The sequence below is a fragment of the Sorangiineae bacterium MSr12523 genome (assembly GCA_037157775.1).
Lineage (GTDB): Bacteria > Myxococcota_A > Polyangia > Polyangiales > Polyangiaceae > Pendulispora > Pendulispora brunnea.
Genome location: CP089982.1, coordinates 13,231,721 through 13,254,253 on the forward strand (window position 1 = coordinate 13,231,721; position 22,533 = coordinate 13,254,253).

Consider the following 22,533-nt stretch of genomic DNA (forward strand, 5'->3'; position numbering starts at 1 on the left):
GCCCTACTCGGCGGAGTCGACGTATTCGCTCAGTGCCCGCTGTGAATGCGGCTTGCGCAGAAGCGCGAGCGACTTTTCCGCGAGGCGGACGGCGTGGGCGCCGTGGTGGCCTTCGGCGATGTCCGAGGGCAAGCCATCGAGCGCGTCGAACACGGCGCGCGCTTGCGCGATGATGGGCTCCTCCGTGTCGAGCGCGAGCTCTTCGCGTTCGTCGACCGTGAGGCGGAAACGCAGGAGATCGCCCTCGTAGCTCGCGTCGTCCGTGGTGACGAGGACGCGCCGCTCGCGCTCTCCTTCGCGCGAGACCCGGACGCGGGCCGAGCCTCGCCCGGTGGAGAGCAGAACGTCGGTGTTGTCCTCGCGCCCGAACGCTGCACGCACGTGCGCGCGCGATTCGGTGAGGTACGACGCGAGATCCAGATCGTGCACGCCCAAATTGAGCAGCACGTCGCGGGCGCGCGAGCGGGGCGCGCCGACGCGGCAGAACGAGATGGTGCGAATGCGCGCGGGATCGAGCACGCGACGGAGCGCGCGCACCACCGGGTTGAAGCGCTCCGAGTGGCCCACGAAGAGCCGGCGTCCGCTGCGCTCGGCCGCCTCCACCATCGCCGCAGACTCCTCGGCGGTGGCGCCGATGGGCTTCTCGACGAAGACATCGCGACGCGCCCGCAGGGCCCGCAGCACCGTGGACATGTGCGCGGCGATGGGCGATGCGACGAAAACGACGTCGGCATCGGCAATGGCCTCGGTCTCCGAGGCATAGACGCGGATGTTCGCTGCGTTCGAGGCCGCCGCCGGATCCGGATCGTAGATGCCCGCGAGCGTCACCCTATCGGGAAGGGCCAAAAGCGCCCGCACATGGCGCCGGCCCATGATGCCGTGCCCCACCAGTGCTACCCGCCTGTTCGTTCCAACCGTGCTCAATGCGGCACGGTTGTAGTACACATCCTCAGCCGCCGACGCCGAATTTGAACGGGTAGCTCACGTTGGTCGGGGAATCGTTGGTGGGGAACTTCCACGAGCGGACCTGCCGCACCACGCAGCCTTCGACCCGCGCGTTGCTGAGCGTGGTCGATGCCACCGAAGCGCTCGGCACGGCGCCGGTGGGATCGATCTGCCAGGAGACGGACAGGCCGCCTCGCAAGTTGGGATTGCGCTGCGCTTCGCTTTCGTAGCACGCGCGCAGAGCGCCCATGTGCGCCTCCACCACGCGCCGCACTTGCTCGGGCGAGAGGCCGCCGTGCGAGGCGACGTTGCCACCGGCCGAAACGCGTGCTTCGCCGCCACCGCCGCCTGCTCCTGCACCGCCTCCAGGACCCGCGCCCGCACCGCGGCCCTGTCCACCGGCTCCACGCCCGCCTGCGCCCGCGCCTCCCACGCCCCCGCCGCCTTGGCCGCCGCCGCCACCGGTGCCGAGACCGAAGCCCGTGTTGAGCGTGCCCGCTCCGAACAAGGTACCCGCGGACGCGTAGCCACCGCCGCCACCGCCGGTGCCTTTGAGGTTCGTCCCCGTTCCCCCGCCCAGCTGGACGTTGCTCGCGTTCAATCCGGAGAGCGCGTCGGAGACCGTGTTGATCGTCTTCAGCGTGCGCTTGATCTCCTCGCCCGTGTCGGACGAAAGCACCTCGCTCAAGCCGCCGAAGTTCGCACGCGGGTGCACCTCGCCATCCAACTCGGTGCGGTCGTTCGGCCCCTTCTTGCCGAACTTCCCCTCGGTGCCCGCGATCTTGCGTCCGCCGCCTTGGTTCTTCTTGTCGTGCACGCCCGGGTCCTTCACGCCCGACGACCCACCCGAATCGGCGGCCGACGGCGCCGGCGCCATTTCGGCTTGCAGCGCGCGCCGCAATCCGAAGCGAGCTGCGAGCTCCTCGGGGCTCGTGAGCTCGAGGGGCTTTGCGATGGGCGGCGGCGTGGTGAGCGCACGCACCAAGCCGATGCCGCCCGCGTGCAGCACCACGCTGGAAAAGATGGCGAGCAGCACCAGCGCCTCGATGCCCCAACCGCCCTTGATGCGCTTGGCGGGTGCGTCCGTGTATTGAAAGAAGAGCGCAAAAAGCCCGTACTGCAAGACGCCGTAGTCGCCGGGCACGATGGGAATGGGCACGCCGCTTCGGGCGATGGACAGGGCGTCTTCGTCGCGCCCCCGCAGCCGCACGAAGCCCGAGCGCGCGCCGCGCGCATCGATTTCCCAGCCGCCGGCCACACCGCGCACGGGCACGGCGCTCATCTCGAGCCCGTCGGGGATCTCCGCAGGCTCGAACGATTGGCCCAGCGCCAACGTTTTCACCGAGAGAACGGTCGTACCCCATGTAAGGGATACGCGCAGATGCTGGGGAATTGTCGCTACTGCCATATTCGTCGAGGCTCTCAAGAGTAGCAAAGAGCGGATTAGAAATTCGGTTCCTTTCGCGTTTCCGAAAGCTCGCGCATAAATGTCCGATGTCCTAGATCTTCCGCGGCGAATTCGGCGCGCACGCGCCTTAGAAAATAGACGATTTGCGGACTGCGGAGTCGCCCTTCGATCTCCAATTCGCCAAATCGAAGCACACGCGCACCCGAGTCGAGGACCTTGACGTCGACTGAGCTGCCGCCATCACCAGCGGAAAGATCCGAGGCGGCATCGCTTGCGGGCGCGGTCGCGCCGGCATCTTTCACCGCGACGTGGGGTCGAGCTTTGCCTCCGCCCTTGCCGGCTCCCTTGGGCTTGGGGCCTGCCGCGAGCGCGAGGCTCGAAAGCGCAATGGCGACGGTGAGCATGGCCCAGAGCGCCGATCTCGTGCGGCGGTGGCGTCTCATTTCGGCGTCTCCTTCAGGCTCGCGAGGTACCGTTCTGCCTCCGGGCGCGCGGGGTGATCGCCCGGCGCATCCGCGAGAAACCGCGTGAGAAGCGGGCGCGCATCGGCCGGCCGCTTCAAGAATTCCACGTGCAGCACGGCGAGGTTGAACAGCGCCGCCACGTTGTGCGGCTCGCGTGCGAGCAGGCCTTCCAGCACGGAGCGTGCATCGTTCCATTTCTCCGTGCGCTCGCGGCTTCCCTGGCCACGAAGCGCGGCGGCGAGGCCGATTTTCGCTTCGCCGTCCTCGGGCGAGACCGCGAGGATGGCGCGGTACTGCTCCTCCGCCTTGGGGTACGCGCCCGCGCGAAGCAAGACGCTGCCCATGTTGAGGCGTGCCGTCGTGTCCTGCGGATCGAGCTGCGCGGCCTTCGCGAACGCCGCAAACGCGCGGGCGTCGTCACCGGCCGCCAGAAGGACGAGCCCCGTGACGCGCTCCGCGACGGCGCTCTTCGGGTTGGCCGTGCGCGCTTGTTGCGCAAGCAACGATGCCATGTCGCGCTCGCCCTTGGCGAGGTGGCACAACGCGAGTTCGGCCAACGCCGCGGCGTCGCCGGGCCGCTTGGCGAGGAGCTCGCGCGATTGAACCATGGCTTTGTCCACTTGCCCCGAATCGCGCAGCGCCGAGACGTAGCGCGCCTGCACGTCCGCCGCCTGCGGATGGCGCCGCAGGTAATCGCCGAGGATCTCGGCGCCGTCCTTGTTCTCCCCGCGCCGCGCTTCGACCTCGGCCAGGGCCATCACCACCTCGATGGTATCCGGCGAAAGCCGCTGCGCTTTTCGCAGCGCATCCTCGGCCCCCGCGAGATCGCCCCCGAGCGCGAGCACCACGCCGAGGTCGTAATGGGCTTCCCACAAATTCGGGTCGATCGAAATGGCCTCGCGAAAAAGCTGAATCGCGCGTTCGCGCCCGCTCGGCTCTTTGGCGGCGAGCGCGCCCTGCACCATTTTGGTCACCGCCGAGGACTGCGGGGCCGCGGCTCTTTGCACCGGCGCCTTCGCAGCCGGCTTCGAAGAGGCAGCTCCGCCCCCGCATGCGGGAAGGAGGGCGAGCGCTAGGCCGAGGAGCAGGCGCTTCGTCATTTGTCACCTCGTCGTGGACTCTCGAACAGCGGCGGAAATGGAGCCGGCGAGGCGGTGCGCACGTCCAGCCCCGTTTCCCGGAGCGGCGGATACAATTCGCCATTCAGCCGGCCGAGCGCCTCGCGCATCTTCGCCGTCCACCGGTTGTAGATGCCCAATTCGAGCGCCTTCTTCCAGCCATTTTCGTAGCTGTCGATGCTTCGCTCCTCCATGGGCACGACGAACTCTTCGATCTTCTGGCTGTACGCCTCTTTGTCGGCTCCCGTGAGGCGCGGTGGCACGGGCGCCTCGCGCAGGGCCTTGGCGAAGGCCTCGTACGCGTGCCCAATTTGGTAAAGCGCCGCCGTCGTCCACTCCGCCACGCCGAGAGATACCGTATCGAGAAACACCGTCGAGGCTTGCTTCAAGAGCTCCGCTTTCTCCTTCAACCGCGCGGAGAGCTGCTTCGTATCGCCCTGAATTTGAATCTTGTCGAAGCGGCTCAGAATGCGCTCCCCTTCGAGGTACCGTGCGCGCGCCGCGGCATAGCGCCCGTCAGGCCCGAGCTCGCCGCGGTACCGTTTCCCGATGGTGACCGCCTCCTTCAGCGACTTTTCCGCGCCGCTCTCCTCGTTGGCCTGAATCTGCGCCAGCGCCAGGAGAACATAGCCCTGAACGCGTCGGTCCTTGTTCTTCGATTTGGCCAAATACCTTTGATAGAGCCCCGCCGCCTCGCGATGGCGCCCGGCATTTTGATGCGCCTGGGCCGTGAGAAATACGATTTCCTCGGAGCCTGCCGCCGTCGGGTACTGATTCAAAAAGCGATTCCCATTGGCAACGGCTTTGTCATTTTCGCCCAGGGCCGCGCGGAGCACGACGGCATTGTGGGCGGCGTCTTTGGCGTGCTCGAACCGCTGATAATGTGGATATTCGCGCGTATTCGAGTTGGCAATGACCTCGTCGAACTCGGCCGCGTCGGAATAGAGTCCCATCGATTGAAAGGTCGTCGCCGCCGTCCATGCGCCCAGCGGTGACTCGGGCTTGTCCTTGTATTCGCGCCCGGTGACCAGCACCGCCGCTTCCTTCAACGTGGCGAAGTCACCCGCCTTCTGCGCGGCCAACTCCGCATTGACGCAAGCTTGCGCCGCGCGCGGATCACGTGGAAATTCCCGCGCCGCGCGAAGGTACGCCTTGGCGGCGCCCGCATGATCCCCGGCGGCGACCTTTTGCTCGCCCTGTTTGAACCCGGCCTGCACGATCAGCGCATCGAGCTTTCGCTGTGTTTGCGCATCCTGAAATGCGGGTGCTGCTTTGAGACGGCGTGCCCACGTCTCGATGTTTTCGTAGTCCTTCGACCGATTGAAGGAATCCAAAATGAGCTCCCCCGCATCGTGCGCCGAGGCACTGCGCGGAAAGCGCTCCAGCAGCGCACCCCAAATCTTCACAGCCGGATTGAAATTGCCTTGATCGTAATAGAGTTTTCCCTGCCGAAAGAAGAGCTCGGGCAGCGCGGGATCGTTGGGATAAAGCTGCGCATAGAGATCGAGCGCCTCGGCAAATTTCTTGTCCGCCTCGGTCTCTTGCGCCGCGCCGCCGGTACTCTTGGCAAAGCGCACCCGTTCGAGCGCCGCGAGCGCATTGTAAATGGCATCGTGGCGCATCGTTTTCAGCGGCTCGCGCGCGGCCTCGGCATCCGGGATCTTTTTCGCCGCGAACATGTAATGCGTGGCCGCGTTGGTGTTTTTGTCGAGGTGATAAAAATAGATATCACCCAGATAAAAATGAATCTGGTACGCCGTCGGGGCCGTGGCAAAACGCGATAGGTACACTTCGTAAAGTGCGGCGGCACCTTCGAATTCGGCGCGGCTCGTTTTATCGCGTTGCGCTTTGCCGTGAAGGTTCACGGCGTGTTCGCGAAGCTGCTTTTCGATGGCGGCCGACTCCGCGGGGTAGTTGGCCAGAGCACGCTCGTAGGTGGCGCGGAGCTTGGGGTAATCTTCGAGGATCGCGTAGCAGGTGGCAATGCGAAGCACCCACGCGCCGGCCTCGCGGCTCGTGGGCTCGAGCTTGAGTAGAAGCTCGTAGGCCTCGATGCTCCGTTCGTAGTGGGCCTGGTCGAAGAAGGTCTCGGCCAGCGCACGCACGACTTTGCCTGCGAAGCGCTCGCCGCCGATTTTCGTGAGGAACCCATGGACGTCGGCGGCGGTGTTGCGCTCGTCCTCGGTGAAGACCTCGACGAGGTACTTGAGGGCCTCGCCTTGCAGCTCGTCGAGCTGCTTGCGCTGTGCGGTGGTGGCGGCCTTTCCGCGCTTGTCGGTGACCTCGAAAACACTGACGAACCGGCGTGCCGCCTCGTCGCTGTTGCCCATACGCCAGTAGCACCACGCGCTCTTGAAGAGGGCGAGGCCGTACAGATCGCTGTCCTTGAAGCGGAGGACCTGTTCGTATTCGGCGAGGGCCGCGGGATAATCGTACTTCCCGTAAAAGATGGATTCGGCCTTGGCCATGTGGGCGTCAGGCGTAAATCGGGATCGTGGCCATTCCTTGAGGATGCGCTCGAAGCGTGCGACGGCTTCGTCGGATTTGCCTTGCTCGGTGGCGAGGAAGCCGTCGACGTACAAGGCGAGATCGTAATCCGAATAACGAGGGTAGTCGCGCAGCACGCGCCCGAAGAGGTCGCGGGCGACTTGGTAATTCGGTTGTGGGACGGCCCCGCGTTGGTCCGGCGGCCGCGTTTCCCAGGTTTTGAACCGAGCAATGAAGGCATCGCGCTCGGTTTCCCAGGTGAGCTCGCCCAGCCGTAGCAGCGCCTCGGGCATTTCCAAGGACTCGCGCGGCGATTCCTTGACGAAGGTCGTCAAAAGCCGCACCGCCTCCTCGCGCAGCGATTTGATCTGCGCCAAGTTGCGATCGATGCGCGCCTCCATTTGCGCGTGCAATTGCGCCCGCATGGCCTCCGGCACCCGCGTCCCACGTATGACAGGCCGTCCCGGCTCCCTCCGGGCCGTTTGCGCCGGGGTGGGGGAGCTCTGAACGACCACGCTCCGCTCGGCCGCCGCCTTCACCCCTTCGCGCGGCGCGGCGTGCACGGGGTGCGTGATGAGAAGAAAGAGAAGAATACCTCTCATTTGGCCCCTTCGCTGCCGACGAATTCGTCGGGCCAGTCGTCTCCCTCGAAGGGCCAGTATTCTTCGTTGTCTTTCAAATAGCGTGCGGCGTCGAGGGAATCGAGTGCGCCCGCCGGCAGAATCCCGCTTTGGATAGCCTCGATTTCCACTTCCAAGGCGCGCTTGCGTCCGAGTACGGATTCGATCCGCGCGAGGCGTGCGCGGCGGAGCAATCGAGACAATCGCAGATCGAGCCGCGTGAGCGAATCCTTCGCCAGGCGCGTTTCCGCGTCGGCGAGCTCGCGCCGTGCGGCATCGACGCGCCCCACGAGCGCGGGATCCATGCGAAGCCCGTCCGCCTGGCGCTCCAGCACCGCGCGTTGCCGTGAGACGATGCCGTAGCCATTGTCCAACCGCAGCAAGGTTGCAATCGTGCGCTGCGACTCCGTGGCGGCGCCGGATCGTGCGGCCGCGAGCAGCGATTGCATCCCGCCCTGATCCGCCATCGCCCGCCGAGCGATCTCCCGCACCGGCTCGTAACGCCGCACGAACGCGATGAGCTTCTCATCGGCCGCCGCGAACTTGCACTGCCCCAGGTCCACGTAGGCATCGAGTATCCATGCCTCGTCCTCGTAGGCATGGTGCACGCGCAGCGCTTTCAATTCGTCCAGCAGCTCGCGCGCGCCCTCGTAATCCTTTTTCTCGTAACGACCCGTCGCGCCCTCGTAGAGCGCCTCCGCGAGCCGATCGCTGTCGCGTGGCACCAAATAGTAATAATACCGCGAGTCGTCGAAGCGGTATTGCTCGTGCGCAATGCGACCCAAGGCCAACCGCGCCAAATCCCGCACGGCGAAATAGCGTTCGTCCGCGAACACCGGTGTCGTATTCGATTGCCGCGACGGGTCGGCCACCTTGCAAAACAGGTTTTCGCCCTCTTTGTATCGCCCGCGCTCGACCTGGATGAGGCCTTGCAGGTACGTCGCCTGCGCCCAAAAACGCGACCGCTGCGTCACGTGCGCATACGCGGCCAGCGCCCCGTCGGTATCGCCTGCGGCCTCCTTGGCCCGCGCGGTCAAATACCAAACCTCGCCCCGCGTTTCCTCGGACGCCTGCGGTGGCACCTCGCGCAGATCCTCGGCGAATGCCGCATACCGCTGCGACTCGATGGCCATTTCCACCAGCCGGCGCACCGCACGCCGCGCGTACGTGCCGCGGTCGTTCCAGGCCCCGCGCGTCTTCAGCACCCGGGTCAAATACGTGCGCGCGGGGGCGTACGCTCCCGCGGTGGCAAATGCGTCGCCTAGCAGATAAACGGCCGCGCGCCCGGCGTCGTCGGCCTCGAAGGCGCTGAAGCGCGGGTGCTCCACCACGGGCATCAGTCGCGCAATTGCCTCGTCGATGCGGCCCGCGTAGAGCAGCTCCTCGCCCTCGGCCGCGCGCACACGCACGTCTTCGAGCCGCCATTGCACCGGCACCGTCTTCGGGAAGGGGCTCGTTTTTGCACGCAGCAGTGCCAGCTCGCCGGTCAGTGCATCCAAGTTCGACGCAGGCGTGGCCCCGCCGAACTCGTTCGCCGGCGGATTGAGCGGCGATGCCTTCGGCGCAGTCTGGCCCCATGCCGTGCCGCTCGCGGCCAGCACGATGAGCAAGGAAAAGGAAAGGCGCATCATCCCCCGAATGGGAAGAAAATACTCGGGCCTACGGTGACGATGATGTCATTGACCAGATGCTCCTCACCCACGAGCACCTCCCTCAAAATGTGATCGCGAACGTCGAGGCGGATGGCAAACCACTTCCCAAAGTACCACTTCGTGCCAAGGCCGAAGCTCCCGGTGATGCCCCGCGACGTCGTATCGTCGGTGATGCCCGCGCCCAGTGCGGCGTTGAAATCGAACCGGGTGATGCCGCCCCCGGCCCACCGCACCTTGCCATAGGCGAACGACCACACGAGATGCCCGAAGTACAGCCGCCCCGGCTTGTCGCTGCGGTCCTGCACCTGGACCTGCGGGTAGCGGCGCTCGTAGCTGTCCGTCACGTCCGTGCGAAAGCGCGTGAAGGCCACGCTGGCCTCGAGGGCCAAGTCCTCCGAGAAGTGAAAGGTGTACGCCCCGCCGACGACCCAGTTCGAGGAGTACAGGTCGGCTGCGTAATATCCTCCCATGCCGGAAAACTCGTGCCGGAAGGCCTTCGTGAAGAGCCGGTCTTGCACCCCGCGGTAGTGGCGGCCGCCGACGAGCTCCGCCTTCAGCTCGTCGTCGACGCATTGGGCGCGGGCCTCACCCGCGACGCTCGACACCGCCAACGCACTGCCCAACGCAGCCAGCATGGACAGGAGGCTCACCGCACTTCCGGTCCCCGCGCGCATGTTCGATCCTGAGGTAGCAGGACGGCCGCGAAGGTGTCAATCTCGCGCCCCATGCGTGCTCGCCGCATTCAGGTTCCTAGGCATAACTCCTGCGCCCTGGCCATCGGGGGGCTCGACCCCGGTGGGGGCGCCGGCCTCGCGGCCGACCTCCGCGCCTTCGTCGCCGCCGATGTCATGGGCTGCGCCGCCATTGCGGTCATCACCATTCAATCGACGGCCGGCCTGCGCGGGGCCCGCCCGCTCGATGCCAAGGAGGTCATCGCCCAAGCCCGCGAGGTCGCGCAGCATCAGAGCGTGCGCGCCTTCAAAACGGGGGCCCTCGGCAGCGTGGAGAACGTCCGCGCCGTTGGCCGCTTTTTCCTGCGCCATCCGAACATCCCCGCCGTGGTCGACCCCGTGATGATCGCCACCCGCGGCCGCCCGCGTCTGCTGGACCCCACCGCCCTCGATGCGTTGCGGCGTGTGCTCGTGCCGCGTGCGGTGCTGGTCACCCCGAACATCCCCGAGGCCGAGGCCCTGGTTGGCACCCGCATTCGCGATCTCGACGGCGCCACGCAGGCGGCCCACGCCATCTGCGCCATGGGCGCTCGCGCGGCCTTGGTCAAGGGCGGTCACCTCGAAGGCCCCGAGGCCGTCGACGTCCTGGCCATCGACGGCAAGGTGCATCTCTTTCCGATGCGCCGCATTCCCGGCCTGGTCCTGCACGGCGGCGGCTGCGTGCTCGCGTCCCTCGTGGCCGGCCGGCTGGCGGCCAAATCACGCGGTATTGCGCCGGAAAACCGCGAAATCATCGAGGCCGTGCGCTGGGCCAAGCGCGCCCACGCCGCCGCGCTCCTGCAGACTTGGAACGTCGATCGGAGGTCCGTCGCTCGCGACGGCCGACTTTCAACGCAGTCTCAGACGAAGTCTTCGACGGAGCCCGCACCCTCGCGCAAAATCTCCGGCCGCGGCTTGGTCAAGTCGATGACCGTGCTGGGCACCATTCCGCCGGCGCCCGAGTCGATCACCAAGGCCAGGCCGTGAAATGTATCGCGGATCTCCCGCGCGTCGATGTGCGGATCTTCCCTATCGCGCTGGGCGGTGGTGGAGATGACCGGGCGCCCGAGCTCGCGGGTGATCGCGCGAATGACCTCGTGGTTCGGCACGCGAATGCCCACCGTCTTTCGCTTCGATTGAATCAGCTTGGGCACCTCGCGCGTGGCGTCCAAAATGAAACAGTAGGGCCCGGGCAAATAGTGCCGCAGGATGCGGTATGCCTGGTTTTCCACGATGGCGTAGCGCGCAATCTCGCTCAGGTCGGGACAGACGAAGGCAAGCTTGTGCGACGCATCCATTTGCTTGATGGAATAAAGCTTCTCCACCGCGCGCTTGTTCATCAAGTCGCACCCGAGGCCGTACACGGTGTCCGTCGGGTAGGCGATGACCTCGCCGGCCTCCAGGGCTTCGACCGCACGCCGGATCTTGCGCGGCTCGGGATGGTCGGGGCTGATCTCGAGCAACATCGCGGCGCATGATAAGCATGTAAGCGGATGACGTTGAACGAAATCCCTCTGTGGTTCTCCCGCACGTCGGTCATTTCATTCGGCCTGCTCTGGGGCAGCTTTCTCAATGTCGTCATTCACCGCGTTCCGCGCGAGCTCAGCGTGGTCCGCCCGGGGTCGCATTGCCCCGAGTGCGAAAAGCCCATCGCCGCGTACGACAACGTGCCGGTGCTGTCGTATCTCGTCCTACGTGGTCGAGCGCGCTGCTGCGGTGCCAAGATTAGCCCGCGCTATCCGCTGGTGGAGGCCCTCGCCGGGGCGCTTTCGCTCGCCATTTTCGAGCTGGTGGTGCGCACCCTTCCTGCGGACACCTCTCTTTTGCACGCGAGCGCCGTTTACCTGGTGGATCTCACGCTCTGCCTGGGGCTCCTCGCGGCCGCTTTCATCGATGCAGAGTACATGTATCTTCCCGACGCCGTGACGTTGGGGGGCACCGCGCTCGCGTTCGTCAGCGCGCCGCTTCACGGCCTGCCGTACCTCTCTTCGGGCATCGGCGCCGTTTCGGGCTTTCTCCTGGCCTGGCTGCCCTTCACGGTGCTCTACAAGCTGGTGCGCGGGCGCTCCGGCATGGGGCTCGGCGACGCCAAGCTTCTCGCGCTGGCCGGCGCATGGTTCGGCCCCCCGACGACGCTTTTCGTGCTGTTCGTCGGCGCCATCCAGGCCTCGCTCTGGGCGGGCGTCGTCTATCTGGTGCGCGGCAAAATCGAGGAGCCGGAGGCGGTGAAGCAAGACCGCGAGGAGCTCATGCGTGCCGCCCAAGACGGGGATGAAGAGGCGAAAAAGCTCCTCGACGAGGATCCTCTCGGCAAAGAGCCCGAGGGGATCGGTCAGTCGCCGATCGCCTTCGGGCCCTTTTTGATCCTGGGGATCCTCGAGTACTTGTTCCTCGGGGATATCCTTCTTGCCTGGATATCCCCGGAATACTGAAACCCGTACACGTTCCCGTTCCCGTACACGTTCCCGAAAGATCCGGAGAAGAAGATCGGGAACGGGAACGGGAACGTGTACGTGGACGGGAAAGACGAGCCTCTACTTACGCTGATCGAGCGGGACGTAGTTCTGCAACGTCGGACCCGTGTAGATCTGGCGCGGGCGGCCGATCTTGGTCGACGGATCGTCCATCATCTCCTTCCAGTGGGCGATCCAGCCGGGGAGGCGGCCCAGGGCGAAGAGGACGGTGAACATGTTCGTCGGGAAGCCGAGGGCGCGGTAGATGATGCCCGAGTAGAAGTCGACGTTCGGGTACAGCTTGCGCTCGACGAAGTAGCTGTCTTTGAGCGCCGCTTCCTCGAGGCCCTTGGCGATGTCGAGCAGCGGATCGTGGCCCTTCTTGGCGAGGACTTGATCGGCGCACTGCTTGATGATCTTCGCCCGCGGGTCGAAGTTCTTGTACACGCGGTGGCCGAAGCCCATGAGGCGGAAGTTGGACGTCTTGTCCTTGGCCATCTGGACGTATTTGCTCACGTCGCCGCCATCACGCTGGATGGCTTCCAGCATCTGGATGACTTCCTGGTTCGCACCGCCGTGGAGCGGACCCCAGAGGGCGCAAATTCCAGCGGAAATCGAGGCAAACAGGTTCGCCTTGGAGCTGCCGACGAGGCGCACCGTCGACGTCGAACAGTTTTGCTCGTGGTCGGCGTGCAGGATGAGAAGGATGTTCAGCACCTTCTCGATCTCGGGGTCGATCTCGTAGGGCTCGGCCGGGACGCTGAACATCATGTTGAGGAAGTTCGCGCAGTAGCGCAGCGAATTCCTCGGATAGACGAACGGCTGGCCGATGGACTTCTTGTAGGCGAACGCCGCAATCGTGCGAACCTTGGCCAAAAGGCGCGCGATGGTGATGTCGATCAGGTCCTTGTTGTCGACATCGAGCGCGTCCGGGTAGTAGCTCGACAGCGAGCACACCATCGACGAGAGCACCGCCATCGGGTGCGCCGTCGACGGGAAGCCGTCGAAGAAGTGCTTCATGTCCTCGTGGATGAGGGAGTGGCGGGTGAGCAACGTAGAAAAGCGAGACAGCTCTGCCTTGTCGGGGAGGTGCCCGTAAATCAGCAAATAGCTGGTTTCCACGAAGGTGGACTTCTCAGCGAGCTGTTCGATAGGGATGCCGCGGTAGCGTAATATTCCCTGTTCGCCGTCCAAATACGTGACGGCGCTCTTCGTCGACGCCGTGTTCATGAACGCGGGATCGATGGTGACGAGTCCCGTTTTGGCTCGCAGATTGGCGATATCGATCGCCTTCTCGTTCTCACTCCCCACCACGATGGGGGCTTCGAACTTCACTGTGTCGCTGACCTTGAGTTCGACCTTCTCGGACACGGCGGCCTCCGGTGGTTAAAAGGCGTCGCGCCACATCGACTCCGGCACGCGCGCAGCAATGACCTATCGCGTCAGGAGCATAGTGAAAAGCCCAAAAGAGCGCCAGGCGGATCGCCTCTAGAAACGTACGCCCAGGGTCGGGGCGACGGTAAAGACCCCATTCCACTGTCCGTTGTACGCGGTCGAGCGTACGGCGCCGCCGCCGACGGGAATGGAGACGATCAGCTGCTTGTACTCGATGAAGCCGCCAACCGCCCCGCCAAGGTGGATCGCGGTCGCGCCGTTGCCGAACCACAATTGGGGTTGCGCAAGGATCATGGGACCGCCGCGAAGGTCGCCGCTGCCGAAGCGGGCGCGGTAGCCCACATCGAGGCCCACCTCCGGGGTGGTGTGGCCCTCGTAAAAGAGGACTCCGAAGCGAGCCCCGAGGACGGCCGCGTGCTGCGTTCCAATGAGGACCTGGAAGGCCGTGAGGAAGCCCCCCGCACTTCGCGAGTTGCTGCTTTGAAAAAGCGCGCCGCCGTGGAGCGAGAGCTTCGTGGTGGGTTCTTCGTCGGTAGAAGCGGAAGAAGCGGGAGAAGCGGGAGAAGACGAGGGTAAGGAAGACAAGGAAGACGAAAGCTCACATTCGCCGTTGGCGAGGCACTTCTCGCCTTGGCCGCACGGCGGGTTGCAGCGGCTCACGCACGTGCCTTGGGCCGAGCAGAGATAGCCGCTGCGGCAGGCGGGGAAGCAGGGTATGTCCGCGCGTGCCGAGGAGGTGAGGGTAAGGAGAGGAAGCGCGACGAAGAGGGCACGAAAGCTCATGCCCTCGGGTTGTCGTCACGTTGCGCAATCCTTCATAGCTCGAAGCAATAAAGGCGCGCGGCCTTGTCGCACGTGAGCGTCGTTTGGGACTCGGTCCATTTCGGAGAGGTCTCGCCGGCAATGCCGACGAGGGCGTAGTTGCCGCTCGACTTGGTACGGAAGTCGGAGCACGTATCCACCGACGTCGCGCCCTGCGCCTTGGTGGCTGTCCAGACCAGCGACGAGGCATCGACGGGATGATTGAACTCGTCGCGATCGATCGCATGTTCGCCGCCCGCGGAGAGTTTTTCGCGCGACGAAAAGACGACGGTCGATCCATCGACGAGGGTCCATGAGTCGGTCCGGCTCCCGAGGCGATCGAAGGCGCGGTATGTTCCGCTCGAATAGCTGGAAATCCACGCCCGCCATTTTCCGCCGAGATTGGCTGCCTTTGCGGCGTCTCCGCATAGGCCGTCCGCGGCCTCGACGACGGAGCTGCCGTAGGCGAAGTCCCCCGTGAAGGTCTTCGAGGTGACGAAAACGCGTTTGCGGTAGCCCGCGACTTTCTGTTCCAGGCAGAGAAGCTTGCGGCGCCCGCATTCGGCGTTGCCCCCCGTCGTGTTGTTGTTGCTCCACGACAGGCAGTCCTCTCCCGTTGAGCGTCCGCTGGGAGACGAGCCGGTTCGGTAGTAGTCGTAACTCGAGGAGTACGACTCGCCGTACTCGTCCGAGAATGTATCTTCGATGGGGCCTGCGCCGATGCCCGCGCGATCGAGGAAGATCTTTCTCGAGCCATAGGTGCTGCGCGGGAGGCTCACCCAGGGGCCGTCGTTGTCGACGCGCTCGATGGCGTCCATGTTCCGGTCCGAGAGCCATGCGACCCAATGTCCACCGAGGACGGCGCCGTCGGCGGAGAGTTGGCAGAGGGCATCGGCCGCTTCGAGGCCGCTGAGGCGCCGGGCCGCCGTACGAAGGTCGCCATCGTAGAGCGATTTGGTGACGAAGACGCGCATGGGGGCGGGGGGTTGCGAGCCATTGCCGCTGTCGCCGCCATCGCTGCCAGGCGGGCCGCCATCGTCGTTCGGCCGATCGCCGAGGTCCTGTTGGGTCGTGCACGATGCCGCCTGCGCAAGAAGAAGGGGCGCGGCGAGTAGGCTGGCTAGCCAAGATCGTTTCATGGGTTGGTTCATCCTATTACGCCAAGGGAAGAGGATCTCTGCCCTGGCATTGTCGCCGCCTCGTACGATCCGTCACGGAGAGGCCAACGAAGCGTCGATGGCGGGGAGTAGGATGCTCTGCGGGTAGGCTTTGCGGAAGGCGTTGGCGCGACGTTGGGCTTCGTCGTGGCGACCGCCGAGGGCCAAGGCTTGGATGAGCACTGCGTCGCGTTCTTCGACGAGGTAACCGTGCGGCCACTTTTGGGCGTGGCGCTCGGCGGCGGCGATGGCGTCGTCGGGGCGTCCTCGGGCGAGTGCAGCGCGCGCCGCATCGAGGAGCTCGCGCTCGCGGGTGATGTCTCCTGCCTTTTCCACGTGCGCGTTGGAGGAGGGCTTGGGGGCCGGCTCGGGCTCGAGCGGCGGAAGGGCGGACGGCTCCTCCTCCAGGGTGGCGATGGGGGGTGGCGCGATGAAGGTGGGACGCGGTGCGCCGCGGAAATCCGAGGGCACGGGCGCGGAGACGGCAACCTCATGGAGCGCTGGCGTCTCGCCGGCTACACCCGTGGCGGTTTTGACGACGGTGCCGCCCACGGCGCCGCCGGCCACGAAGGCCGACACGGTGGCGGCGACCACGGTTTTCAGTCCGAAGCCTGCCGCGGTGGCGGCGCCCGCTGCGTGCATCGCGCCGGCGGCGTGGGCTCCGCCGTGCGCGAGGCTTGCGCCTCCGTCCATGCCGGGAGGCGCGTCGCCGCCGCCACCGTGACCTGCTGCGCCGCCGCTCGGGTCTCCGCCGCCACCGCCACCCGGGGGCCCGCCCAGGGCGACGGCCCATTCGACGTGGGAGAGCACGCGCGACTTCAGCGCGGGGTCCTCGTCGTAGGACTCCTTTTCGCGCGCGAAGAGCGCCGCGAGATCCGGCGGCAGCGGCTCGAAGTCGCTCATCGCGCACCCCCTGCTTTTTGCGCGACCGCAGCCGGTTGCGGCGTGTCGAGCGCCGCAACGGCGCGGCGGAAGTCTTCGCGTGCGAGCCGGAGACGCGAATAGACCGTGTTGACCGGGATGCCGAGTTGCTCGGCGACCTCGGGTGCGGCGAAGCCTTCGAGATCGCACATGACGATGACCGTGCGTCGATCGAAGTCGAGCGCCTCGAGCCCGCGCAGCACCAGATCGCGCGCCTCGGCGTTGGGGTTCTTCGAGGTGCCGCGTCGTTCGAGAACGTCGTCGGACACATGGCCGCGCACCCGCGAGAGGCGGCGGTAGTTGGCCGCGAAGCGCAGCGAGAACGAAAAGAGCCACGTGCGCAGCGGCCGCGAGGGATCGTACTCGGCGTGGCGTTGGTGGACGGTCACGAACAGCTCCTGGGCGACGTCCTGCAGATCGGCCTCGCGAACACCGAGCCTCCGGAGTGAACGGCATACGAAGCCGAACTCCGCCTCGAACAGGCTCCGAAACGAGGGAGCGAGTGCCGAAGCCTCCGGGGGTTGCACTGCCTTCATTTCAGCGTCAGGACGAACGCGAAGTCCAGCCCAGCCGTGACAGGCGGCGCAGTCCACACTTCACCACCGTCGATGACCAGCGTCGTCCGCACCACGGGAATGGCGCCTTCGACGGAAGCGCGGACGGACAAAACTTTGGTCAGCGGAATCATGTAGCCGCCGCGAAGCCCCACGGAGCCGAAGGCCGACGTGCCCAGGCTCGGATGCACGACATCGGGAGCGCGCCCCTGAAAGGCGCCGATGCGGCCCACCGCGCACCCGAGCCACGCACCGAAGTGAAAGCATGGAAGCAGTGCGCCCGAGTAAATGGTGGCATCGACGCGATCGCCCGAATCGACGCGCGTCGTGGTGGGCGTGAGTTCGGCGCGGCCCTCGGCCGACAGCGAGAAGACGCCGTAGCGGAAGCCGATCTCCATCGCCCCGCCCAGGGTCATCGTCGGTGCGAGCGCGAAGGAGACGACGCCGCCCACCGATGCGAGGAAGGCGACGGGCTCCGAGGGTTCGCTTGGGCGCGAAGGCGTTGGGTTGGTGCGGCGCTCGACGAAGACGACTTGCGGAGGAGGCGTGGGCTGCGGCTCGCCCGGCAACGTCGGCAGCGGTTCGGCCTTATGGAGCGCTGGCGTCTCGCCGGCTAGAGAAGTCGCTCCGGCGGGAGGCGGCGGCTCGGCGGCGGGCGCGCTCACGTGCAGCGGATCCAGCGCCATCGCCACCGTGGTGGCAAGCGCCGCGGCGAGCGGCTCGCATGCCTCGCCGGTGAACTCGCGCGTGCCGGCGGCGGGCCCACCGCGTTGCACTTCGGCGCGCGCGCGGATTTTCGCGCGCTCCTTGCGGAAGGACACGCTGACCGCGTGTTGCCCATCGGGGCGGAATGGGTCGTAGCCCAGTCGCGCTGCCACCAAATTGTGAAACGACGACTCGTCCGGACAGCCGGCCGTGTCGCCCGTTTCGTACGTCAATCGCGCCGTTTCATGCGGCGTCGTATCCGCCGCCCACGCCGGGCGAGGTGATGCCACGAGGCACACGACCGATGCGCAAACGACGTGCTTCCACATCCGTCGCTAATTCTTCCAGAAGCGCCGTTCGTCGGACTGCAGCAAGGCGAGGCGCCGCTGCTCCTGCATCACCGCGCCGTACGCCCGCGGAACGCGCACATCTGCGGCGAGCCGGTAGAGAACGCGAAGTGCCGCCTCGGCGTCGTCGTTCGCGCGGTGCGCATTTTCCAAGGCTACGCCAAGGCGCTGGGCGACCTCGCCGAGGGCCTTCGACTTTTCCTCGCGATGAATCTCACGCGCCCAGACCAGCGGATCGATCCAGTCGACGTCGCGCCGCAGTGCAGGGCACGGCTTCGCGTCGGCCTGCGGCTGATGCCCGGCGCGCCCGAACTCGTTGACGAGGAAGGCGCGGTCGAAGGCCGCGTTGTATGCCGCGGGAATGCAGCCGGCGAGCGCCGCGGCAATCTCGTGCGCAATCTCGTGAAAGCGCGGCGAGTCTTTCACGTCGTCGTCGCTGATGTGGTGAACCGCCCGCGCTTCTTCCGGGATGGGGATGCCCGGGTTGATGAGCCAATTGTAGCGCGCGATCACCTCACCATGCCGGCCGACGACCACGCCGACCTCCACGACGCGATCCACCGATGCATCGCGCCCGGTGGTTTCCACGTCGACGCAGGCCACGGGGATCTCGGACCAATCGATGTCGCCCGCGAACTCCTCCGCGAGGCCGCGCACGACGGCTCGAAGAAGGTGCGCGATGCCCGCGTAGTGTCGTCCGGTGGGAAAGCAGCCGCACCCGTCGGCTACCGCCCTACTCATGTGGCGAGCCTCATTTCTTGGCGTCTCGCGAAGCGTCGAGACCTGCGGCAGCGGATGTCGCAGGCGCGGGTGCCGCGGCGGCCTTGGGATCGACGCCGGCGATGGAGAGCTCCAGTGCGATCCACTCTTTCAGGCCCGACTCGGCGGTGCGCGCATCGAACTCGCGCCCGTTGATGTAGATGGTCGGCGTGCCCTTCACCTGGAGCTGGTCGGCCAGCTTCTTGTCGGTGGCGATGCGCTCGGTGGCCGCGGCGGAGTTGGCGTCGGCCTTGAACTTGGCCATGTCGAGCCCGAGCTCTTTGGCGTAGCTATCCAGGTCGCTCTGCTCGAGATGCTCGCGGTTGGCGAACATCTTCTTGTCCATCTCCCAGAACTTGCCCTGCTTGAACGCGGCATAGCCCGCGCGCGCGGCAATCTCGCCGTGCGGGTGCCCGGAGAGGGGAAGGAACTTGTACACGAAGCGCACCTTGCTCGAGTTCTCCTCCACCGTCTTGTCGAGGATGGGGGCGAACATCGCGCAGAAGGGGCACTCGAAGTCTGCGAACTCGACGATGGTCACCGGCGCCGACTCCGGCCCGCGCGACGGCGATCCGTCGAGGGGCACGTTCTTGATGGCCGTCGCATCGAACCGATTCTTGTAGGCCTTCTCGATCTGATCGCGCGATTGCCCGTCGCGCACGCCCTTGACCAGGAACTTGGCGGCCGGGGTGCACTTGGTGCAGGAGCGCTTCTCCTTCACGCATTGCGAGATGGGAACGGGCGTGTCCGCGCACGGCGAGAGGAACTCGTTCACGTACGTGGACCACTCCGTCTTCTCACGCGGGGTGAGGACGCTGGTGTCGACACCCGGCAGGTCGACGTTCGCGGGGGTTTGCGGATCCTTCGCCGCCTCGCCACCACCACCGCTCGCCGACGACTGCCCATGGCACGAGGCCGTCCGCATCACCGAACCGAGCGCCGCCACGAGAAGAAGGCCTGCCTTAAAATGTGCGAAAGTCATAGGCGGCGGGCAGCTTAGTCGCTGTCGCAGCAAAATCGTAGGGGCTATATAGTCCGCCGACGGCCCGGGCCCCCCTGGGCCCCGAAGAGCACCGAACCTCGATGAATTCCGACGAAGAGCAAGGCGAGTCGCAAAAACCCCAGCGCGCGCCCCTGCGCCTCATTACCGTGGGTGGCGGGCGAGGTGGGGTCGGCAAGAGCCTGCTCGCGCAGAATTTGGCCATTTATCTGGCCCAGCTCGGTAAAGCCGTCGTCCTGGTGGACGCCGATGCCACGGGGGCCAACCTGCATGCGCACTTCGGCCTCTCGGCGGCCCAGCGCGAGCCTTCGCTGGATCCCAACGACGTCAAAAGCTTCCAGCGTGCATTGATCCCGACCAGCGTGCCCGGGCTGAGCCTCCTGCCCGCCACGCACGATTCCATGGAGACGCCGTCCATCCAGCGGCCGGGCCGCAAGGGGCGGTGGATCGCCAAGGTGCGCACGCTGCCCGTGGAATTCGTGGTCATCGACGTGGGGCCCGGCCACGGCCATTTCGCGCTCGATGTCATGCTCGCCTCCGACGTGGGCATCGTGGTGACGGTTCCCGAGCCGCCGGCCATCGAAGCGACCTATCGATTCGTCCGGGCGGCGTTCGTCCGGCGTTTGCGGCGCGCTCTCTTTCGAGACCGCTTCCGTTTGCCGATTCTGCAGCGCGCCCTGAACGACTTGGGCGGCCTTCCCGGGCCGCTCGATCTGGTGCGCTCGGTCATCCGCACCGACCGCGCCCTCGCCACCATGGCCTGGGTGGAAGCACACCGGATGCATCTGCAACTCATCGTCAATCAGACGCGCGTCCGCACCGACTTGGAGCTCGGCACGTGGATGAGCGGCCTGTCGGCACGTCACTACGGCGTGCCGCTCGACGAGCTGGGCTACATCGAGCACGACGACACGGTGTGGCTCACGGTGCGGCGCAACAAGCCGCTGCTCATCGATAGCCCCACCTGCAAGGCCGCGCGCAACTTGGAGCGCATTGCCCGCCGCGTGGTGGCCTTGCTGGCCGCGCGCAACGAAAAGGGCGCATCGCCGCCGACGTTTCCCCTGGAAATGCCCACGCTTTACGCGGCCTTGGGCATCACGCGCACCTCCAGCGACGAAGAAGTGCGCCGCGCATACAAGCGGCAAAAAGAGATCTACGCGCAGGGCGGCCTGGCGACGGCATCGCTCTTGAGCGAGGACCAACTCAAGGCCGAGCGCGCGCGGCTCGACGAGGCGTACGACACCTTGCTCGATCCCGTGCGGCGGCGCGCGTACGATCTATCGACGTTCCCCGACACCGACGAGCCCGAGGCCTTGGCGGCCCGCGCGACCCGTCCGGCCTTGGCGGCGGAGCAAATCATGCTGCAGAACGAGCTCGCCCGCGAGATTGGCCCGGAGACGGAATTCACCGGGGCGCTCTTGCGGAAGGTTCGTGAGTCGCAGGCCATCGAGATCGCCGAGATCAGCGCGCGCACCAAGATTGCCAAAGCGCACTTGATTGCCATCGAAGAAGAGAACTTCGGTTTGCTGCCCGCCATTGTCTACGTGCGTGGCTTCGTGGCCGAGCTGGCCAAATATTTGAAGTTGGATCCGGCGCAGGTCCAAAAGACGTATTTGCGCCGCGTGCGCGAGGCGTTGGCGGTTTCGAGCGGCAAAGGCACGGGGTGAGAGCGGCGCTCGTCCTTTTCGTCGTCGCCTTCCTTCCGCGCATTCTCGTTGCGCATTTCTTGGCGGGCGAGCCGGTCTGGGATGGGCACTATTACGATTTCGGCGCACACCGCATTGCCCAAGGGCTCGGTTATTCCGATGACGTGCGCATCGGGGGCGTGCTCGTCTGGCACCCGTGGTGCCACTATCCCGTGGGCTACAGCGCATTCCTCGGGTTCTTCTATTTCGTATTCGGCGAGCGGGCCTGGGTGCCGAACGTGGTCAATGCCGCCGTGTCGGCGCTGCTGCCGGTGTTCACGTGGGCGCTTGCCCGCGAGGGCCTGAGCGAAACCCGTGCGCGGATTGCAGGGGCGCTCGCGGCGCTGCACCCGGGGCTCATTCTGTATTCCGCGCTGGTGATGACCGAGCCTTTGGCCGCATTGGCGACGTTGATGGCATTTTGGATTACCGTGCGGGACCGCAATCCCAAACGAGGTATTGCACTGGGCGCGCTCATGTTGGGCATTGGCGCATTGGTGCGCCCGCAGGCGCTCTTGGTCGCGCCATTTCTCGGTTTGCGACTATGGGACGCGCGCCAGGGCTGGGGACGCGTTTCGGTGGGCGCCATCGTTGCGTGCGCACTCGCGCTCGTTCCCGTGTTGCCCTGGACGGCGCGCAATTGCCGCGTGATGGATGGCTGCGCCCTGGTGAGCACCAACGCCGGCTGGAACCTGGCCATTGGCGCCTTTCCCCGTGCGACGGGCCGCTTCGAAACGCTGCGTTCGAGCGACGGATGCCGGGAGGTCACCGGCCAAGTGCAACAGGATCGCTGCTGGCTTCACTACGGCATGGATCAAATCCGGGAACATCCGCTTCATTGGCTTTCCCTCGTCCCGGCGAAACTTGGATTCACGTTCGACCACGAGTCCTTTCCCGTCGAATACCTGCGCGAGGCCAAGCCCCACGACTGGCCCGAACCCCGTCGCGTCGCCGCCCGTGATCTGCTCACCGCGGTGCATCGCTTTCTTCTCATCGGAGCGCTGTTCGGGTGCATCGCCTTCGTGCGGCGAGGCCGGCGTCCGATCTTTGCACAAGGACTGCTGGCAGCGTTTTCCGCGCTGCTGGTCTACGTGGCGGTGACCTCTCCCGCGCCGGCGTTCTGGCCATTGGCCGTCGCGTGCGCTCTGGTGCCATGGCTGCCGATACCCGGGCGCGCCGAGTGGTCCAGTGCTTTGCTTTTGCCGATATCTCTTTTGGCGACCACCGTTTTCGCGCACGCCGTATTCTTCGGTGAAGATCGGTATCACATGGTGGTCACGCCGGTTCTTTGCATTCTGGCTGCCGCGGGACTCCGAAAACCGGCGGCGCGGCGCGCTTAATAGTTGCGGCTC

The 22,533-nt window shown here is 65.9% G+C and carries 19 protein-coding genes and 1 pseudogene; 4 read left to right on the forward strand and 16 right to left on the reverse strand.

What is annotated here, in order from left to right; translation table 11 throughout:
* Positions 1 to 3: 3 nt before the first annotated feature.
* The 7 genes from LZC95_52755 to LZC95_52785 are packed head-to-tail and all read right to left on the reverse strand — an operon-like array spanning position 4 to position 9,368.
* Positions 4 to 924, reverse strand: a complete 921-nt coding sequence (locus LZC95_52755) for a Gfo/Idh/MocA family oxidoreductase (protein WXA95082.1) — start codon at positions 922 to 924, stop codon at positions 4 to 6.
* A gap of 25 nt (positions 925 to 949) precedes the next feature.
* Entirely contained in the window at positions 950 to 2,353 is a 1,404-nt protein-coding gene (locus LZC95_52760) for an AgmX/PglI C-terminal domain-containing protein (GenBank protein ID WXA95083.1), read from the reverse strand.
* A 35-nt stretch (positions 2,354 to 2,388) separates the two neighbouring features.
* A complete protein-coding gene (locus LZC95_52765) occupies positions 2,389 to 2,796 on the reverse strand; it encodes a hypothetical protein (protein ID WXA95084.1) in 408 nt (135 codons plus the stop codon).
* Positions 2,793 to 3,917 carry a tetratricopeptide repeat protein gene (locus LZC95_52770; protein ID WXA95085.1) on the reverse strand — a complete coding sequence of 375 codons (1,125 nt, stop codon included), beginning with the start codon at positions 3,915 to 3,917 and terminating at the stop codon, positions 2,793 to 2,795. The genes LZC95_52765 and LZC95_52770 overlap by 4 nt, the downstream gene beginning before the upstream one ends.
* Positions 3,914 to 7,024, reverse strand: coding sequence for a tetratricopeptide repeat protein (locus LZC95_52775; GenBank protein ID WXA95086.1), 3,111 nt, complete (start codon positions 7,022 to 7,024; stop codon positions 3,914 to 3,916). Before LZC95_52775 ends, LZC95_52770 begins: the two co-directional genes overlap by 4 nt.
* Positions 7,021 to 8,673, reverse strand: coding sequence for a hypothetical protein (locus LZC95_52780; GenBank protein ID WXA95087.1), 1,653 nt, complete (start codon positions 8,671 to 8,673; stop codon positions 7,021 to 7,023). Before LZC95_52780 ends, LZC95_52775 begins: the two co-directional genes overlap by 4 nt.
* Complete coding sequence (locus tag LZC95_52785) at positions 8,670 to 9,368, reverse strand: outer membrane beta-barrel domain-containing protein (GenBank protein ID WXA95088.1); 699 nt, start codon at positions 9,366 to 9,368, stop codon at positions 8,670 to 8,672. Before LZC95_52785 ends, LZC95_52780 begins: the two co-directional genes overlap by 4 nt.
* A 174-nt stretch (positions 9,369 to 9,542) precedes the next feature.
* Here LZC95_52785 and LZC95_52790 point away from each other — a divergent pair.
* Positions 9,543 to 10,166 (forward strand): annotated as a pseudogene (locus LZC95_52790) (hydroxymethylpyrimidine/phosphomethylpyrimidine kinase).
* Between the two features lie 98 nt (positions 10,167 to 10,264).
* Here LZC95_52790 and LZC95_52795 read toward each other — a convergent pair.
* Positions 10,265 to 10,870 carry a threonylcarbamoyl-AMP synthase gene (locus LZC95_52795; protein WXA95089.1) on the reverse strand — a complete coding sequence of 202 codons (606 nt, stop codon included), beginning with the start codon at positions 10,868 to 10,870 and terminating at the stop codon, positions 10,265 to 10,267.
* A 27-nt stretch (positions 10,871 to 10,897) separates the two neighbouring features.
* Between LZC95_52795 and LZC95_52800 the strand changes: the two genes are divergently transcribed.
* Positions 10,898 to 11,836: a prepilin peptidase gene (locus LZC95_52800; GenBank protein WXA95090.1), complete on the forward strand. Its 939-nt coding sequence runs from the start codon at positions 10,898 to 10,900 to the stop codon at positions 11,834 to 11,836.
* A gap of 102 nt (positions 11,837 to 11,938) precedes the next feature.
* On the opposite strand, the gene LZC95_52805 is transcribed toward LZC95_52800, so the two are convergent.
* From LZC95_52805 to LZC95_52840, 8 genes are all read right to left on the reverse strand, one after another.
* Entirely contained in the window at positions 11,939 to 13,228 is a 1,290-nt protein-coding gene (locus LZC95_52805; protein ID WXA95091.1) for a citrate synthase, read from the reverse strand.
* 117 nt (positions 13,229 to 13,345) lie between these two features.
* Positions 13,346 to 14,035: a hypothetical protein gene (locus LZC95_52810; protein ID WXA95092.1), complete on the reverse strand. Its 690-nt coding sequence runs from the start codon at positions 14,033 to 14,035 to the stop codon at positions 13,346 to 13,348.
* Between the two features lie 32 nt (positions 14,036 to 14,067).
* The gene (locus LZC95_52815; protein ID WXA95093.1) at positions 14,068 to 15,192 is read right to left on the reverse strand and encodes a hypothetical protein; all 1,125 of its coding nucleotides are present in this window, start codon (positions 15,190 to 15,192) and stop codon (positions 14,068 to 14,070) included.
* Positions 15,193 to 15,264: 72 nt separating this feature from the next.
* Entirely contained in the window at positions 15,265 to 16,113 is an 849-nt protein-coding gene (locus LZC95_52820; protein ID WXA95094.1) for a hypothetical protein, read from the reverse strand.
* Positions 16,110 to 16,667, reverse strand: a complete 558-nt coding sequence (locus LZC95_52825; GenBank protein ID WXA95095.1) for a sigma-70 family RNA polymerase sigma factor — start codon at positions 16,665 to 16,667, stop codon at positions 16,110 to 16,112. Before LZC95_52825 ends, LZC95_52820 begins: the two co-directional genes overlap by 4 nt.
* Complete coding sequence (locus tag LZC95_52830) at positions 16,664 to 17,719, reverse strand: hypothetical protein (GenBank protein WXA95096.1); 1,056 nt, start codon at positions 17,717 to 17,719, stop codon at positions 16,664 to 16,666. Before LZC95_52830 ends, LZC95_52825 begins: the two co-directional genes overlap by 4 nt.
* A gap of 6 nt (positions 17,720 to 17,725) precedes the next feature.
* Positions 17,726 to 18,478 (reverse strand): 3'-5' exonuclease, encoded by a 753-nt coding sequence (locus LZC95_52835; GenBank protein ID WXA95097.1) that lies wholly within the window; start codon positions 18,476 to 18,478, stop codon positions 17,726 to 17,728.
* Between the two features lie 10 nt (positions 18,479 to 18,488).
* Positions 18,489 to 19,478: a DsbA family protein gene (locus tag LZC95_52840; GenBank protein ID WXA95098.1), complete on the reverse strand. Its 990-nt coding sequence runs from the start codon at positions 19,476 to 19,478 to the stop codon at positions 18,489 to 18,491.
* 101 nt (positions 19,479 to 19,579) lie between these two features.
* On the opposite strand from LZC95_52840, the gene LZC95_52845 reads away from it, so the two are divergent.
* Positions 19,580 to 21,163, forward strand: coding sequence for a helix-turn-helix domain-containing protein (locus LZC95_52845; GenBank protein WXA95099.1), 1,584 nt, complete (start codon positions 19,580 to 19,582; stop codon positions 21,161 to 21,163).
* Positions 21,160 to 22,521 carry a glycosyltransferase family 39 protein gene (locus LZC95_52850; GenBank protein ID WXA95100.1) on the forward strand — a complete coding sequence of 454 codons (1,362 nt, stop codon included), beginning with the start codon at positions 21,160 to 21,162 and terminating at the stop codon, positions 22,519 to 22,521. The genes LZC95_52845 and LZC95_52850 overlap by 4 nt, the downstream gene beginning before the upstream one ends.
* Positions 22,522 to 22,533 lie beyond the last annotated feature (12 nt).

Coding starts and splice junctions, on each gene's coding strand:
- LZC95_52760 (WXA95083.1), bottom strand. CDS start 2,353: ATGGCAGTAGCGACAATTCCCCAGCATCTGCGCGTATCCCTTACATGG.
- LZC95_52765 (WXA95084.1), bottom strand. CDS start 2,796: ATGAGACGCCACCGCCGCACGAGATCGGCGCTCTGGGCCATGCTCACC.
- LZC95_52770 (WXA95085.1), bottom strand. CDS start 3,917: ATGACGAAGCGCCTGCTCCTCGGCCTAGCGCTCGCCCTCCTTCCCGCA.
- LZC95_52775 (WXA95086.1), bottom strand. CDS start 7,024: ATGAGAGGTATTCTTCTCTTTCTTCTCATCACGCACCCCGTGCACGCC.
- LZC95_52780 (WXA95087.1), bottom strand. CDS start 8,673: ATGATGCGCCTTTCCTTTTCCTTGCTCATCGTGCTGGCCGCGAGCGGC.
- LZC95_52785 (WXA95088.1), bottom strand. CDS start 9,368: ATGCGCGCGGGGACCGGAAGTGCGGTGAGCCTCCTGTCCATGCTGGCT.
- LZC95_52795 (WXA95089.1), bottom strand. CDS start 10,870: ATGTTGCTCGAGATCAGCCCCGACCATCCCGAGCCGCGCAAGATCCGG.
- LZC95_52800 (WXA95090.1), top strand. CDS start 10,898: ATGACGTTGAACGAAATCCCTCTGTGGTTCTCCCGCACGTCGGTCATT.
- LZC95_52810 (WXA95092.1), bottom strand. CDS start 14,035: ATGAGCTTTCGTGCCCTCTTCGTCGCGCTTCCTCTCCTTACCCTCACC.
- LZC95_52815 (WXA95093.1), bottom strand. CDS start 15,192: ATGAAACGATCTTGGCTAGCCAGCCTACTCGCCGCGCCCCTTCTTCTT.
- LZC95_52820 (WXA95094.1), bottom strand. CDS start 16,113: ATGAGCGACTTCGAGCCGCTGCCGCCGGATCTCGCGGCGCTCTTCGCG.
- LZC95_52825 (WXA95095.1), bottom strand. CDS start 16,667: ATGAAGGCAGTGCAACCCCCGGAGGCTTCGGCACTCGCTCCCTCGTTT.
- LZC95_52830 (WXA95096.1), bottom strand. CDS start 17,719: ATGTGGAAGCACGTCGTTTGCGCATCGGTCGTGTGCCTCGTGGCATCA.
- LZC95_52835 (WXA95097.1), bottom strand. CDS start 18,478: ATGAGTAGGGCGGTAGCCGACGGGTGCGGCTGCTTTCCCACCGGACGA.
- LZC95_52840 (WXA95098.1), bottom strand. CDS start 19,478: ATGACTTTCGCACATTTTAAGGCAGGCCTTCTTCTCGTGGCGGCGCTC.
- LZC95_52845 (WXA95099.1), top strand. CDS start 19,580: ATGAATTCCGACGAAGAGCAAGGCGAGTCGCAAAAACCCCAGCGCGCG.